At 66.8% G+C, this 12,433-nt stretch carries 15 protein-coding genes and 1 pseudogene; 8 read left to right on the top strand and 8 right to left on the bottom strand.

Annotated features, from left to right (window positions below; genetic code table 11):
* From JNK99_RS01140 to JNK99_RS01125, 4 genes and pseudogenes are all read left to right on the top strand, one after another.
* Positions 1-253, top strand: a pseudogene (locus JNK99_RS01140) (formate hydrogenlyase); the annotation flags it as partial.
* On the top strand, positions 246-1,709 hold the full coding sequence (locus JNK99_RS01135) for a hydrogenase 4 subunit F (RefSeq protein ID WP_291847395.1): 1,464 nt from the start codon (positions 246-248) through the stop codon (positions 1,707-1,709). The pseudogene JNK99_RS01140 and the gene JNK99_RS01135, both read left to right, overlap by 8 nt.
* 4 nt (positions 1,710-1,713) lie before the next feature.
* A complete protein-coding gene (locus JNK99_RS01130; protein WP_291847392.1) occupies positions 1,714-3,282 on the top strand; it encodes an NADH-quinone oxidoreductase subunit C in 1,569 nt (522 codons plus the stop codon).
* Positions 3,282-3,806 carry a formate hydrogenlyase gene (locus JNK99_RS01125; protein ID WP_291847389.1) on the top strand — a complete coding sequence of 175 codons (525 nt, stop codon included), beginning with the start codon at positions 3,282-3,284 and terminating at the stop codon, positions 3,804-3,806. The genes JNK99_RS01130 and JNK99_RS01125 overlap by 1 nt, the downstream gene beginning before the upstream one ends.
* Positions 3,807-3,891: 85 nt before the next feature.
* Here the strand turns inward: JNK99_RS01125 and JNK99_RS01120 are convergent, their stop codons facing one another.
* The 3 genes from JNK99_RS01120 to JNK99_RS01110 form a co-directional block, all read right to left on the bottom strand.
* Positions 3,892-4,134, bottom strand: coding sequence for a hypothetical protein (locus JNK99_RS01120; RefSeq protein WP_291847386.1), 243 nt, complete (start codon positions 4,132-4,134; stop codon positions 3,892-3,894).
* Positions 4,135-4,254: 120 nt separating this feature from the next.
* Complete coding sequence (locus JNK99_RS01115; RefSeq protein ID WP_291847383.1) at positions 4,255-4,515, bottom strand: hypothetical protein; 261 nt, start codon at positions 4,513-4,515, stop codon at positions 4,255-4,257.
* A 246-nt stretch (positions 4,516-4,761) separates the two neighbouring features.
* Positions 4,762-5,292, bottom strand: a complete 531-nt coding sequence (locus JNK99_RS01110; RefSeq protein ID WP_291847380.1) for a lipocalin family protein — start codon at positions 5,290-5,292, stop codon at positions 4,762-4,764.
* Between the two features lie 112 nt (positions 5,293-5,404).
* On the opposite strand from JNK99_RS01110, the gene thiS reads away from it, so the two are divergent.
* From thiS to trmB, 3 genes are read left to right on the top strand one after another with little or no spacing between them, the layout of a single operon-like run.
* Positions 5,405-5,605 (top strand): sulfur carrier protein ThiS, encoded by a 201-nt coding sequence (gene thiS / locus JNK99_RS01105; protein ID WP_291847377.1) that lies wholly within the window; start codon positions 5,405-5,407, stop codon positions 5,603-5,605.
* A gap of 25 nt (positions 5,606-5,630) precedes the next feature.
* The gene (locus tag JNK99_RS01100; RefSeq protein ID WP_291847374.1) at positions 5,631-6,425 is read left to right on the top strand and encodes a thiazole synthase; all 795 of its coding nucleotides are present in this window, start codon (positions 5,631-5,633) and stop codon (positions 6,423-6,425) included.
* A 2-nt stretch (positions 6,426-6,427) separates the two neighbouring features.
* A complete protein-coding gene (gene trmB, locus JNK99_RS01095) occupies positions 6,428-7,171 on the top strand; it encodes a tRNA (guanosine(46)-N7)-methyltransferase TrmB (protein ID WP_291847371.1) in 744 nt (247 codons plus the stop codon).
* On the opposite strand, the gene JNK99_RS01090 is transcribed toward trmB, so the two are convergent.
* A complete protein-coding gene (locus tag JNK99_RS01090; protein ID WP_291847368.1) occupies positions 7,130-7,654 on the bottom strand; it encodes an energy transducer TonB in 525 nt (174 codons plus the stop codon). The genes trmB and JNK99_RS01090 overlap by 42 nt on opposite strands.
* 86 nt (positions 7,655-7,740) lie before the next feature.
* Between JNK99_RS01090 and JNK99_RS01085 the strand changes: the two genes are divergently transcribed.
* Positions 7,741-8,910: an ankyrin repeat domain-containing protein gene (locus JNK99_RS01085; protein WP_291847365.1), complete on the top strand. Its 1,170-nt coding sequence runs from the start codon at positions 7,741-7,743 to the stop codon at positions 8,908-8,910.
* 12 nt (positions 8,911-8,922) lie between these two features.
* Here JNK99_RS01085 and hemW read toward each other — a convergent pair whose 3' ends face one another.
* The 4 genes from hemW to JNK99_RS01065 form a co-directional block, all read right to left on the bottom strand.
* Positions 8,923-10,179 carry a radical SAM family heme chaperone HemW gene (hemW, locus tag JNK99_RS01080; protein WP_291847362.1) on the bottom strand — a complete coding sequence of 419 codons (1,257 nt, stop codon included), beginning with the start codon at positions 10,177-10,179 and terminating at the stop codon, positions 8,923-8,925.
* Positions 10,179-10,766 (bottom strand): RdgB/HAM1 family non-canonical purine NTP pyrophosphatase, encoded by a 588-nt coding sequence (gene rdgB / locus JNK99_RS01075; RefSeq protein ID WP_291847358.1) that lies wholly within the window; start codon positions 10,764-10,766, stop codon positions 10,179-10,181. Before rdgB ends, hemW begins: the two co-directional genes overlap by 1 nt.
* A complete protein-coding gene (rph, locus tag JNK99_RS01070) occupies positions 10,763-11,479 on the bottom strand; it encodes a ribonuclease PH (protein WP_291847355.1) in 717 nt (238 codons plus the stop codon). The genes rdgB and rph overlap by 4 nt, the downstream gene beginning before the upstream one ends.
* Before the next feature lie 8 nt (positions 11,480-11,487).
* A partial coding sequence (locus JNK99_RS01065; protein ID WP_366518673.1) for a PP2C family serine/threonine-protein phosphatase occupies positions 11,488-12,433 on the bottom strand: 946 nt, incomplete at its 5' end.

The following is a 12,433-nucleotide window of genomic DNA, read 5'->3' as shown; positions in this document are numbered from 1 at the left end:
CGTGCTGCTCTCCTTCCTGATGATGATTACCCGCTCGAAGGCCGTGCCGCAGGTGATCGGTTTCCTGTCGATGGAAAACGGCCTGTTCTTTGCCGCCACTTCGGCGACCTACGGCATGCCGATGGTCGTCGAACTCGGCATCGCGCTCGACGTCCTGGTCGGCATCCTGATTCTCGGCGTGTTCATGTTCCAGATCCGCGAACAGTTCGACAGCCTCGACATCAGCCACCTGGAGCAGCTCAAGGATGACTGAGTCGAGCGCCTTGCTGTTCGTCCTGGGTATCCCGCTGCTCGGCAGCGCGGTGCTGGCGTTTGTCGGGCAGCGCGCGGTCGCCGGCGAGATCAATGTGGCGTTCAGCCTCGGGAGCTTCGTCGCGACCTGCCTGCTGACCGGCGAGGTGATTGGCGGTGGACCGCAGTTCGTCTGGAACCGCGAGTTCTATATCGATCCGCTGAACGTCTTTCTGGTGACCCTGACCAGTTTCGTCGGCCTGACCACCGCCCTCTTTTCGCGGCCCTACATGCGCATCGAGCGCGATCACGGAAAGATGACGCCGCGCCGGCTGCGCGTGTATCACAGCATGTATCAATTGTTCGGTTTCACCATGCTGCTGGCCCTGACGACCAACAACCTGGGTCTCCTGTGGGTGGCCATGGAAGCGGCAACCCTGGCCACCGTGCTGCTGGTCAGCGTGTACCGGACGGCGGCGAGCCTCGAGGCGGCGTGGAAGTACTTCATCCTGTGCGGGGTCGGCATCGCCCAGGCCCTGTTCGGGACCGTACTGCTCTACATGGCGGCGGAGAAGGTGATCGGCACCGCCGGGGGCGCCTTGCTGTGGACCAATCTCGACGCGGTCAAGGCGCAACTCGATCCGGCGATCATCACGCTCGCTTTCGCCTTCCTGTTCATCGGTTATGGCACCAAGGTCGGCCTGGTGCCGATGCACAACTGGCTGCCGGATGCCCATGCCGAAGGACCGACACCGGTTTCCGCGGTGCTCTCCGGGTTGCTGCTCAACGTCGCCGTCTATGCCCTGCTGCGCTGCAAGGTACTGACCGACGGCGCGCTGGAAAGTCCGCTCGCCGGCCAGTTGATGATGGGTTTCGGCCTGCTGTCGGTGGTCGTGGCGGCCTTTGTCCTGTCCCGCCAGAAGGATGTCAAGCGCATGTTCGCCTACTCGTCGATCGAGCACATGGGGTTGATCACCTTTGCCTTCGGAATGGGCGGCCCGATTGCCAACTTCGCCGGTTTGTTGCACATGACCGTTCACTCGCTGATCAAGTCGGCGATCTTCTTTGCCGTCGGCCACGCAACCCAGAAGGCCGGGACGCAAAACATGGCGGACATCCGGGGACTGATCAAGGTCAGCCCGACGGTCGGCTGGGGAATGATGCTGGGCTCGCTGGCGATCCTCGGCATGCCCCCCTTCGGTGTCTTCGCCAGTGAATTCCTCATCCTCACCACCGCCATGCGCCAGCAACCCTGGGCGACACCGTTCCTGCTGCTCGCCCTCGGGGTCGCCTTTGCCTCGGTGTTCGGACGAGTGCAGCCGATGGTCTTCGGCGAGACCTCGGTCAGGCCGTTGCGCCATCCACCGGCGCTGGCGCCGGTGTTTGCCCACCTCGGTCTCGGGCTGTTGCTGGGCCTGTACATTCCGCCCTATCTGGATGCCTGGTATCGTCAGGCAGCCCGGATGATCGGCGGCTGACGCCATGCTGATCTCCGGCTTCAGCCTCGACGGGGAGCGCCTGCCGTCCCCGCTGCCGATCTGGCGCGCCACCGTGCGCGCCGAAACCTGGCAGGTGATTGCCCGTGGCGTCGCCAGGGAGAACGGACGACTGCTCTCGCTCTGGGCGTCCGATCGCAGGCGCGGCGCTGCCGGCCAACTGGTCGTCTCGGCCGCTTACGTGGTGCGCGAGGGTCTGCTCTGGATCGATCTGCCGCTTGCCGAGCGGGCGGCGACCTATCCCGACCTGCTGCCCTGCTTTCCCGCGGCAGGTCGCCTGCAGCGTGCCGCGGCCGACCTGCTCGGGGTGGTCGCCGAAGACGCTGCCGACCGTCGACCGTGGCTTGACCATGGCGCCTGGCCGAAGGGTTACCTGCCGTTGCGCCGGGACGCTTCGGAAAAGTCCCTGGGCGCAGCGCGCGAGGTCACCGATTACCCCTTCGTCCGCGTCGAGGGCGATGGCGTGCATGAGATTCCGGTCGGCCCGGTCCATGCCGGGATCATCGAGCCGGGGCACTTCCGTTTCTCGGTGGTCGGCGAGAAGGTGTTGCGTCTGGAACAGCGTCTGGGCTACAAGCACAAAGGGATCGAGCGGCGCTTTGGCGAACTGCCGCCAGACGAAGGCTACCGTCTGGCCGGGCGCGTCTCGGGCGATTCGACGGTCGCCTACGCCTGGGCCTGGTGCATGGCGCTGGAGTCGGTGGCGGGCTGCGAGATTGCCCGGCGGGCCTGCTGGCTGCGCGCCCTGTTGCTCGAGCGCGAGCGGGTGGCCAACCATCTCGGCGACCTCGGCGCACTCGGCAACGACGCCGCATTCGCTTTCGGACTTGCCCAGTTCTCGCGCCTCAGGGAGGACTGGTTGCGTCTCTCGAAGGAGGCGTTCGGCCATCGGCTGCTGATGGACTGCATCGTTCCCGGGGGGGTGGCGTCGGACGTCGACCGCGCCGTCGCCGACCGCTTGGCGCGCCAGTGCGACACCATCGAGCGCGCAGTGCAGGTGCTGCGCCAGGTGTATGACGAACATTCCGGCCTGCAGGATCGTTTCATGACGACCGGCCGCGTCCTGCCGGAACTCGCGGCCCGTCTCGGGCTGAGCGGCCTCGCCGGCCGGGCCAGCGGCCAGGCGGCGGATCTGCGCTGCGATCAGCCGTGGGCGCCCTATGACCAGCTCGCAGTGAACATCGCAACGCAGACCGGTGGCGATGTCGCCGCGCGGGTGGCGGTACGCTTCGACGAGATCTTCGAGTCGCTGCGCCTGATTCGCGCCATCCTGTCTCGGCTGGGCGAAAGCGGTGGCGCAGTTTGCACCGATCTGCGGCTGCCGGCCAGGGCGGCGTTTGGCGCCGGCTGGGTCGAGGGCTGGCGCGGCGAAGTTTTTGTCGTCCTGGAGTGGGACGGCGAGAGCGGGGCCCATGTCATCCGTCGCTGCCACTGCCACGATCCCTCCTGGCAGAACTGGCCGGTTCTCGAGCACGCGGTCATCGGCAACATCGTTCCCGATTTTCCGCTGATCAACAAGTCCTTCAACCTCAGTTACGCCGGACACGACCTCTGATGTGGCGCATTCTCGGACAGATCACGGGCAACGGCATCCGCAGCGAGGCGGCGCCCGAATTCAGTGACGAGCTGCGGCTCGAAGGCGAGCGCATCCAGCACGCGCTGCTGGCCATTCTTGGCCAGGCGTTAACCATTCGCCAGGTCGATGCCGGCTCGTGCAACGGCTGCGAGCTGGAAATCAACGCACTCAACAACCCGTATTACAACATCGAGGGTCTGGGCATCAAGTTCGTCGCCAGCCCCCGTCATGCCGACCTGCTGCTGGTTACCGGACCCGTGGCGCGCAACATGGAACTCGCCTTGCGCCGCACCTACGATGCCACCCCTGGACCCAAGCTGGTGGTTGCGGTGGGCGATTGTGGTTGCGACGGGGGGTTGTTCGGGGAGAGTTACGCGAGTTGCGGGCGTGTGGCCAATGTCATACCGGTCGATGTCGCGGTTGCCGGCTGCCCGCCGGAACCGATCGAGATCCTGCGCGGCATTCTGACCGCCGTGCGGCGCTGTCGAGCGGGCTCCGCTTAGGGCAGACCGCCGAGGCGCGCCCGGCAATGGCGACTACCAACGACCGGCGCACGAACGGGTTTGCGGCAGGTGTTGCGCCGCGGTCTCAGCCGGAAATCACGGGAACCTGGATGCGTTGCAGGCCCTGCCGAACGGTCTCGGCCAGCCTGGCAGCCTCGGGATCCGCGTAGGGTTTCTCTGTCGTCCAGCGGCAGAATGAAGCCATCAGCGCGGCTCTTTCGAGGGAAAACCGGGAAGCTGCCAAACCGGCTTCGATGATCGGAATGAGCGCCGCGGCAGCCCGCAGACGGTTGATTTCGGGGGTGGGGGGAGGAATCTGCTTTGCCATGTGATGATTCTAGCGAACTCGCCGGAACGAACGCAGGGCATATTTAACACTGAACCGGCGAGCGGGAGAAATGTCGGCTGCCGACCGCTCGGTTTCGCCCGGCCGGACCCCTGGAGCGCACTAATCGTTTCGCTGTGCGTTGCCGAGTGCGCCGGGCGACAGCCCCTGTTCGAGCATCTCGGTTTCCAGCTTGAGGCGCAGCATGAGCAGTCCGCGCAGCGTCTGTCGTGCCTTGTCCTCGGCCCAGGTTTCGTGCGGCTCGGCGAGGCAGTGGCGGAGCGCCGCCTGGTCGGACGGATCGACGCCGCAGAGGGCGGCGTAATGGAGGATTTCGTGGTCGAGCGCGCGCAGTTCCTGCGGGTAGTGCTCGAAGCCGCTCATTGCGGCAGCCTCCGCTGGCCAGTCGGCAGCCGGGTCGACCGGCCGGCGCGGCGATTGCGGGTAGCGGTGGTCTGGCGGATCGGTGCAGTCATTCTGGATCTCCCCCGGCGTGACAGGCGACTGGCGCTGGCCAGCCAGGCCCGAGGCGGGCCGCTGGCCCCGGGAACTGCCGCCGATTATAACGAGACTGGCGGGTCGGCGCGCACGCACGGGCGGATGATGCTTGCGCCGGGTACCGGCCGACGGTCAGGCATCGGACCGTTGCTGCCCGACCCAGATCAACCGGCTGGTGTCGAATCCCAGTTCGCGCGCCCGCGCGAGCAGTTGCTGGCGTACGTCGGGCGGCAACGTGCGTTCACGCGACAGGATCCAGAGATACTCACGACTCGGGCCGACGACCAGCGACCAGCGGTAGTCGCGCTCGTCGAGCGCGACGACGTGATAGCCGCCGTAGAAGGGGCCGAAGAACGAAACCTTGAGCGAGCCCTGCGTCGCCTCGCCGATCGGCAGTGCCTTGCCGACGGCTTCCCGCCAGGCGCCCTGTTCTGCGCTGTAGCCGCGGTTGATCACCTCGACGCTGCCGTCCGCTTGCCACCGGTACTGCGCCGACACGTCGCTCAGTCCGCGCTCGAAGGAATGATCGAGGCGGGCGATCTCGTACCATTTGCCGAGGTAGCGTTCGAGTTGAAAGTTGCCGACCGGGGTGATGCCTGTGGGGAGGCCGCTGCAGCCGGTGAGCAGCAGTGAGCAGAGGAGCAGGATGCGCAGCACGGGCATGGCAGTGACCATCGTTGATGAAGGCAGAGAGACCATCGAGTCTGACGGGAGTTCAACCGTGCAGCCGGTGGTGCACCGTCGGCGGGTGCCGGCATGCTAGAATTCCACCCCTATGGAACTCATCATCAACGGCGAAAGCCGCCAGTTCGGTGCGCCGCTGACGGTAGCCGAACTCGTCGCGCTCCTGCACCACACCGGCAAAAGGATTGCCGTCGAACGCAACGGCGAGATCGTGCCGCGCAGCCGGCACGGCGAAACCATGCTGCTCGACGGCGATCGCATCGAGATCGTCGTTGCGGTCGGCGGCGGCTGAGCCTCTTCGGGAAGCGAAAAGACTCATGCACTCTTCACCACACGGTCTGACGGTCGCCGGCCGCAGCTATCGTTCGCGTCTGCTGGTCGGCACCGGCAAGTACAGGGATTTTGCCGAGACCCGGGCGGCGATCGATGCTTCCGGGGCCGAGATCGTCACGGTCGCCATTCGCCGCACCAACATCGGCCAGAATGCCGGCGAGCCGAACCTGCTCGAGGTCCTGCCGCCGACCCGGTTCACCATCCTGCCAAACACTGCCGGCTGCTACACGGCGGCGGATGCGGTGCGCACCCTGCGCCTGGCGCGCGAACTGCTGGACGGCCACACCCTGTGCAAGCTCGAGGTGCTGGGCGATCCGACCAACCTCTTCCCGAACATGCCGGAAACGCTCAAGGCGGCGCAAACGCTGGTCAGCGAGGGCTTCGACGTGATGGTCTACTGCGCCGACGATCCGATCCAGGCGAAGATGCTCGAAGAGATCGGCTGCGTCGCGGTGATGCCGCTGGCCTCGCTGATCGGTTCCGGGATGGGCATCGTCAATCCGTGGAACCTGCGTCTGATCATCGACAACGCCAAGGTGCCGGTGCTGGTCGATGCCGGAGTGGGGACCGCCTCGGATGCGGCGATCGCCATGGAACTCGGTTGCGACGGGGTGTTGATGAACACCGCCATCGCGCACGCGCGTGACCCGGTACTGATGGCCAGCGCGATGCAGAAGGCCGTCGATGCCGGGCGCGAAGCCTTTCTGGCCGGGCGCATGGCGCGCAAGTACTACTCGGCCGATCCCTCTTCACCGACCAGCGGATTGATCGGCGCCTAGGAATGGCTGGCGGGGAGACGGTGCACACCGCCGGGCGGGCCGGTCACATCCGCAGTTTCGTGCGCCGCCAGGGGCGCCTCTCGAACGCCCAGCAGCGTTATCACACGGCGATGATGGCGCGCATCGGCGTGCCCTACGGCACTTCGCCACTCGATCTCGACGCGCTGTTCGGGCGTACGGCCGCGAAGATTCTCGAAATCGGCTTCGGCATGGGCGAAACCTCGGCGGCGATTGCCGCGGCGCACCCGGAAAACGACTATCTCGGCGTCGAAGTGCACACGCCGGGCGTCGGCAGCCTGTGCAAGCTGGTCGCCGAGAGGGATCTGCACAATCTGCGCATCGTGCAGCACGACGCGGTCGAGGTGCTGCACGACATGCTGGCGCCGGCTTCGCTGGACGGGGTGCACATCTTCTTTCCCGATCCCTGGCCGAAGACGCGCCATCACAAGCGGCGCCTGCTGCAGCCGGCCTTTCTGAGCCTGCTGGTCAGCCGCCTGCGGCCGGGTGCCTACATCCATTGTGCGACCGACTGGGAAGCGTACGCACAGCAGATGCTCGCCGTGCTCTCGGCCGAACCCCGGCTGCGGAATACGGCGGCGGACTACGCACCACGGCCCGACCATCGGCCGCCGACCAGGTTCGAGCAGCGCGGGTTGCGCCTCGGGCACGGTGTCTGGGATCTGCTCTTTCGACGGTCTTGCGGTTCACTCGAGCCGGAAGACCACCGGCAGGATCAGCTCGCGTGATTGCGTCCAGTTGACCCGGCCCATGGCATAGGCGGCCTTGACCGCGGCCTGGTCGAGGATGGCGTGGCCACTGCTGGCGGCGAGTTGCACGTCGACGATGCTGCCCTCGTCGGACAGCTTGAGGATCAGGCGCACCTCGCCTTCGATGCCGCGGGCGACGGCTTCGGGCGGGTAGTAGAGATGCTGCGAGAGCCTGCGCTGGGCCGCTTCAACCTGACGCCGGGGCGCCGCCCTGGCGGCCGTCACGGACTCGGTGGCGACCGGCCGCGCCGCGGTTGGTCTGGGCGGCGGCGGCGCCGGCTGATTGGCCAGGGTGTTTTTCAGCAGCGGATCGTCGCTCGGCGGCAGCGGTCTGGCCGGTACCTGCAAGGAGGCCTGCAGCAGGCGCGGCGGCGGCGGGTCGAAGCTGACGACATTGCCCCACAACACGCAGGCGTGCAGGATGAGCGAGAAGGCGAGAGCAGGAAGCAGGCGAAACGACATGGGCGCCACATTGTGAACGAAAAGCACCCGGCGGGACATCGCGAAATGGCCCCGGCGGCTTGCCCACAACTGGATGGAGGATGGCTGTGAGTGATTTTTTCGGTAGGGTGGTGGGCGGCGTCCTGCTGCTCTGCTGCCTGCTGGCCGGGTCGGGGTGGGCGCAGGTCCCGACGCCCGATCCGTTCACTTTCGAGTACGCGGTCGAACGGGGCGATCTGCGTACCGTCAAGCGCTGGCTCGATCAGGGGCTGAACCCGGAGTACGAGGCGGCGCACGTCGGCACCGGCCTGATGCTGGCTGCCTGGTATGGCAACGTCGAGATGATGGCGCTGTTCGTCGAGCGCGGCGCCGATGTCAGGCGGGTCAATCGGCATGGCGAACAGCCGTTGCAACTGGCCGCCTGGGGCGGTCATCTGGAGGCGGTCAAGTGGCTGCTCGAACGGGGCGCCCCGCTCGAGCGCGAGGGAAAGCAGTGGGGTGCGCTGCACTATGCGGTGTTCAATGGGCATGCCAAGGTGGTCGACGATCTGATGGCGCGCGGCGCCAACATCAATGCGCGGGCGCCGAACGGCGCGACCCCCCTGATGCTGGCAGCGCGCGAAGGGCACGCCGATCTGGCGCGCGTGCTGCTCGAATCAGGCGCCAATCCGGGCTTGCAGAGTGACTGGGGCGACAGTGCGCTGACCATGGCGATGCGTTATAACCACCTGCGCCTGGCCAAGATGATTTCGTCGCCGGAAGAGTTCGCAATTGCCGTCAAGGCGCCACCGGAGAGCTTCGGCGAAGCGACGCGCTCGGCCGCAGCGCCGCCCACGGTCGACGCGATCCTGCGCGAGATCAGGGCGGCCGAGGCCGCAGGTCGGCCGAGCGAGGAACTGCACGAAAAGCTGCGGGCCGCGGTCAATGAGTTGCGCCGTGCCAACCCGGCCTTGGCACAGCGGCCGATGCCGCGCCCCTACCAGCCACGGTCGATGGTCATCACCGCGCGCCGCGCGCAGCCCGGCGCGGAACGCGCCCAGTTGGTGGTCGATGGCGCAGCGGGCGGCGGGCAGAACGCTGCCGTGCCGGGCGTGGCCAGCCCGGCGGCGGCCAGGGGGAAAGCGGCGAGCGACGCCGCCGCGGCGCGCGAGCGCAGCCAGGCGGCCGGGCGGGCGGCTGACCTGCTGCGCCAGATCCGGGTGGCCGAGGCACAGGGTTTGCCGACCGACCAGCTCCGGCGACAGCTCGATCAGGCGGTCGAGGCGATGAAGCCGTAGTTGTGCCGGCCATCAATCCGGCTCGACGAGGAAACGCTCGAGCAGCCGGTTGAGGAAGCGCCGTCCCTGATCGGTCGGTGCGATGCGCTGGCCGCGGCGTTCGAGCAGCCCGTCGCGCTCGGCCTGGCGCAGTTGGTTTTCGATGCTGCCGAGTGACAGCGAGCAGCGCAGTTCGAACAGTGACGCGTCGAACCCGTCGATCAGGCGCAGCGCGTTCATCATGAACTCGCACGGCAACTCGCTGGCGGGGACGACAGACTCCTGCTGCACCGGCGTGCCGGCCGCGACCTGCGCCAGGTACTGCTCAGGTCCCTTCCAGCGCATCTGGCGCACCACCCGGTCGTGCAGGGTCAGCTTGCTGTGGGCGCCGGCGCCGATGCCCAGGTAGTCGCCGAAATGCCAGTAGTTGAGGTTGTGCTGACACTGGCGGCCGCTGCGTGCAAAGGCCGAGGTCTCGTAGTGCCGGTAGCCGGCGGCGGCCAGCCGGGCTTCGATCGCGTCCTGCATGTCGGCACAGCGGTCCGGCTCGGGCAGCGCTGGCGGTCGGGCGGCAAAAGCGGTGTTCGGTTCGATCGTCAACTGATAGCACGACAGGTGTGTCGGCGCGCAGGCGAGCGCCGCGTCGAGGTCGGTGAGCGCCTGCTCGAGGCTCTGTGCAGGCAGGCCGTACATCAGGTCCAGGTTGAAATTGTCGAAGTGGCGGGCAGCGATCTCGATCGCCTGCCGCGCTTCGCACTCGTCATGAATGCGGCCGAGCGTCTGCAGGTGCCGCCGGTTGAAACTCTGGATGCCGAGCGACAGCCGGTTGACCCCGGCGGCACGGAAAGCGGCGAACTTGTCGGCTTCGACGCTGCCGGGATTGGCTTCGAGCGTGATCTCGGCATTGGGCAGCAAGGGCAGCCGGCTGCGCAGGCCGGCCAACAGCTCGTCCAGCACCTCGCCGGAGAGCAGGCTGGGCGTACCGCCGCCGAAGAAGATGCTATCCACCCGACGGCCCCAGACCAGCGGCAGGGCCGATTCGAGGTCGGCGAGCAGCGCCGCCAGGTAGTCACGTTGCGGAATTGCCGCTGCCGACTGTTCGGCCGTGCCGCCGGCCGCCACGGCATGCGAGTTGAAGTCGCAGTAGGGGCACTTGCGCGCGCACCAGGGTATGTGGACGTAGAGCGACAGCGGTGGTGCCTGTTTGAACCGCAGCTCGCCGCGCCGGGCGGCGCTCGTCCGCTGTTCGGTGACCAGCGGGATCACCGTGCGCGCCCGGCTGGCGGACATCAGCGCCGGGACCGCAGGCGCTCGACAAGGCGGGCCAGAGCCTGACCGCGATGTGAACGGCGGTTCTTCTCGGCGGCGTCGAGTTCTGCCGCGGTCTGGTCGAGATCGCGCAGGTAGAAGACCGGGTCGTAGCCAAAACCGTCGTCGCCACGGCCGGCCGGGAGAATTTCGCCTTCCCATTCGCCCTCAGCAATGATCGGCTGCGGGTCGTCGGCGTGGCGCACCAGGACGATTACCGAAACGAACCGGGCGCTGCGCTGGCGGTTCGCGCCGAGCTCGGCGAGCAGTTTCTGGTTGTTGCGCGCATCTGAGCGCGGCTCGCCGGCGTAGCGCGCCGACTGTACGCCGGGCGCCCCGCCGAAGGCGTCCACGCACAGTCCGGAATCGTCGGCCAGTGCCGGCAGGCCGGTCAGCCGCGCAGCGTGACGGGCTTTGGCGAGAGCGTTTTCGACGAAGGTGCAATGCGGCTCTTCCGCCTCGGGAACGCCCAGCCGGCCCTGGGGCACGAGTTCCCAGCCGAGCGGCGCGAGGATGGCGTCGAGTTCCTTGAGTTTCTTGTCGTTGTTGGAGGCGAGGACGAGTTTCATTGGGCGAGGGCAGCTTTCTGGTGGGCGACAAGCTCGACGATGCCGGCTGCCGCGAGGTCGAGCAACTGGTTCATTTCGCGGCGCGAGAAGGGCTCGCCCTCGGCCGTTCCCTGCACTTCGACGATACCGCCCTGGCCGGTCATCACGACATTCATGTCGGTTGCACAGTTGGCGTCCTCGGCATAGTCGAGGTCGAGCACCGGCAGCGCCCGATAGATGCCGACCGAGACGGCGGCGACCTGATCACGCAGCGGGTTGGTGGCGATCCTGCCGCGGCTCAGCAGTTCCTCGCAGGCATCATTGAGGGCCAGCCAGGCGCCGGTGATCGACGCACACCGCGTGCCGCCGTCGGCCTGCAGAACGTCGCAATCGAGCGTGATCTGGCGTTCGCCGAGGGCCTTGAGATCGGTCACCGCGCGCAGGGCGCGGCCGATCAGGCGCTGGATTTCCTGCGTGCGTCCACTCTGTTTGCCGCGCGCCGCCTCGCGCCCGCTGCGCGTGTGCGTCGAGCGCGGCAGCATGCCGTATTCGGCGGTGACCCAGCCTTGTCCGCTGCCGCGCAGGAACGGCGGCACGCTCTCCTCGACACTGGCGGTGCACAGCACGCGCGTCGCGCCGATTTCGATCAGTACCGAGCCCTCGGCGTGACAGGTGAAGCGGCGCGTGATGATCACCGGACGCAACTGCGACGGCTGGCGTTGGCTGGGACGCATTCGAATCCTTATCTGGTGTATTTCTGGATGGTCGAACGGATCTCTTCGATCGCCTGCTCGATCTCTTCGTCGGTGAGTTCGGTCTTGCGGCTGGGATGGCGGCCGAATTCGTCCAGCTTGGTGGTGACCGTGTCGCGCGGCATCGTCCTGGTCGAGATCAAGCCACTGCTGCTCAGGCCGCTGTCGTCGGTGTAGGTGTCTCCCCAGCGCACGGCGATGATCGACAGGTTGTCGGCCTGCGGGCCACCGCGTGTCTCCGCCTGGCCGAGCAGGGCGGGCACCGCGCGCATCGGATCGGCCGTCTTCAGCGCCGCTCCCAGCATCTCTCCTGGCAGGTTGCTCCACACGCCGTCGGTACACAGCACGAGAACGTCGCCTGCCTCGAGGGTGGCCTTGCGCGAATACTCGATTTCCGGTGTCTGCCGCCCACCCAGACAACCGTAGATCTTGTTGCGATCGGGATGCGCGGTCATCTGTTCTTCGCTGATCAGTCCCTGGTCGACCATCTGCCGCACGCGCGAGTGATCACGCGTCTGCGACAGAACCTTGCCGTTGCGCATCAGGTACAGCCGGGAATCGCCCGAGTGCGCCCAGTAGGCGACATTGTTCTGCACGATGCAGGCGACGCAGGTAGTGCGCGGCGAGTCGAGCAGGTGATGCTTGCCGGCGAAATCGAGGATACCGCGGTGGGCGTTGAGCATGCCTTTCTGGAGAAACATGAAGGGGTCGCGGACCCGCGGCTTGAATTCCTTGGGGAAGGCTTCGGTCAGCGTCTGTACGGCGATCTGTGCGGCAACTTCGCCGTAATAATGGCCGCCCATGCCGTCGGCGACGACCATCAGCAGGGCCTCGCGCGAATAGCAATAGGCCAGGCGATCCTCGTTGTTGGCACGCTTGCCGGTGCGCGATTCCTGGTAAATGGTGAATTTCATGCGTCCCTGTTTCTTCTTAGTT

The organism is Accumulibacter sp. (assembly GCF_016789985.1).
Taxonomy (GTDB): Bacteria; Pseudomonadota; Gammaproteobacteria; order Burkholderiales; family Rhodocyclaceae; genus Accumulibacter.
The sequence above is the reverse complement of the archived record's forward strand: the minus strand, read 5'-3'. Positions and strand labels throughout refer to the sequence as shown.

Bases quoted from the DNA above. Each gene is read 5' to 3' on its own strand.
- JNK99_RS01110 (WP_291847380.1), bottom strand. From the start codon at position 5,292: ATGCCCGTGCTGCGCATCCTGCTCCTCTGCTCACTGCTGCTCACCGGC.
- hemW (WP_291847362.1), bottom strand. From the start codon at position 10,179: ATGTCCGCCAGCCGGGCGCGCACGGTGATCCCGCTGGTCACCGAACAG.
- JNK99_RS01120 (WP_291847386.1), bottom strand. From the start codon at position 4,134: ATGGCAAAGCAGATTCCTCCCCCCACCCCCGAAATCAACCGTCTGCGG.
- JNK99_RS01090 (WP_291847368.1), bottom strand. From the start codon at position 7,654: ATGTCGTTTCGCCTGCTTCCTGCTCTCGCCTTCTCGCTCATCCTGCAC.
- JNK99_RS01100 (WP_291847374.1), top strand. From the start codon at position 5,631: ATGCACTCTTCACCACACGGTCTGACGGTCGCCGGCCGCAGCTATCGT.
- trmB (WP_291847371.1), top strand. From the start codon at position 6,428: ATGGCTGGCGGGGAGACGGTGCACACCGCCGGGCGGGCCGGTCACATC.
- JNK99_RS01130 (WP_291847392.1), top strand. From the start codon at position 1,714: ATGCTGATCTCCGGCTTCAGCCTCGACGGGGAGCGCCTGCCGTCCCCG.
- rdgB (WP_291847358.1), bottom strand. From the start codon at position 10,766: ATGAAACTCGTCCTCGCCTCCAACAACGACAAGAAACTCAAGGAACTC.
- thiS (WP_291847377.1), top strand. From the start codon at position 5,405: ATGGAACTCATCATCAACGGCGAAAGCCGCCAGTTCGGTGCGCCGCTG.
- JNK99_RS01125 (WP_291847389.1), top strand. From the start codon at position 3,282: ATGTGGCGCATTCTCGGACAGATCACGGGCAACGGCATCCGCAGCGAG.
- rph (WP_291847355.1), bottom strand. From the start codon at position 11,479: ATGCGTCCCAGCCAACGCCAGCCGTCGCAGTTGCGTCCGGTGATCATC.
- JNK99_RS01135 (WP_291847395.1), top strand. From the start codon at position 246: ATGACTGAGTCGAGCGCCTTGCTGTTCGTCCTGGGTATCCCGCTGCTC.
- JNK99_RS01115 (WP_291847383.1), bottom strand. From the start codon at position 4,515: ATGAGCGGCTTCGAGCACTACCCGCAGGAACTGCGCGCGCTCGACCAC.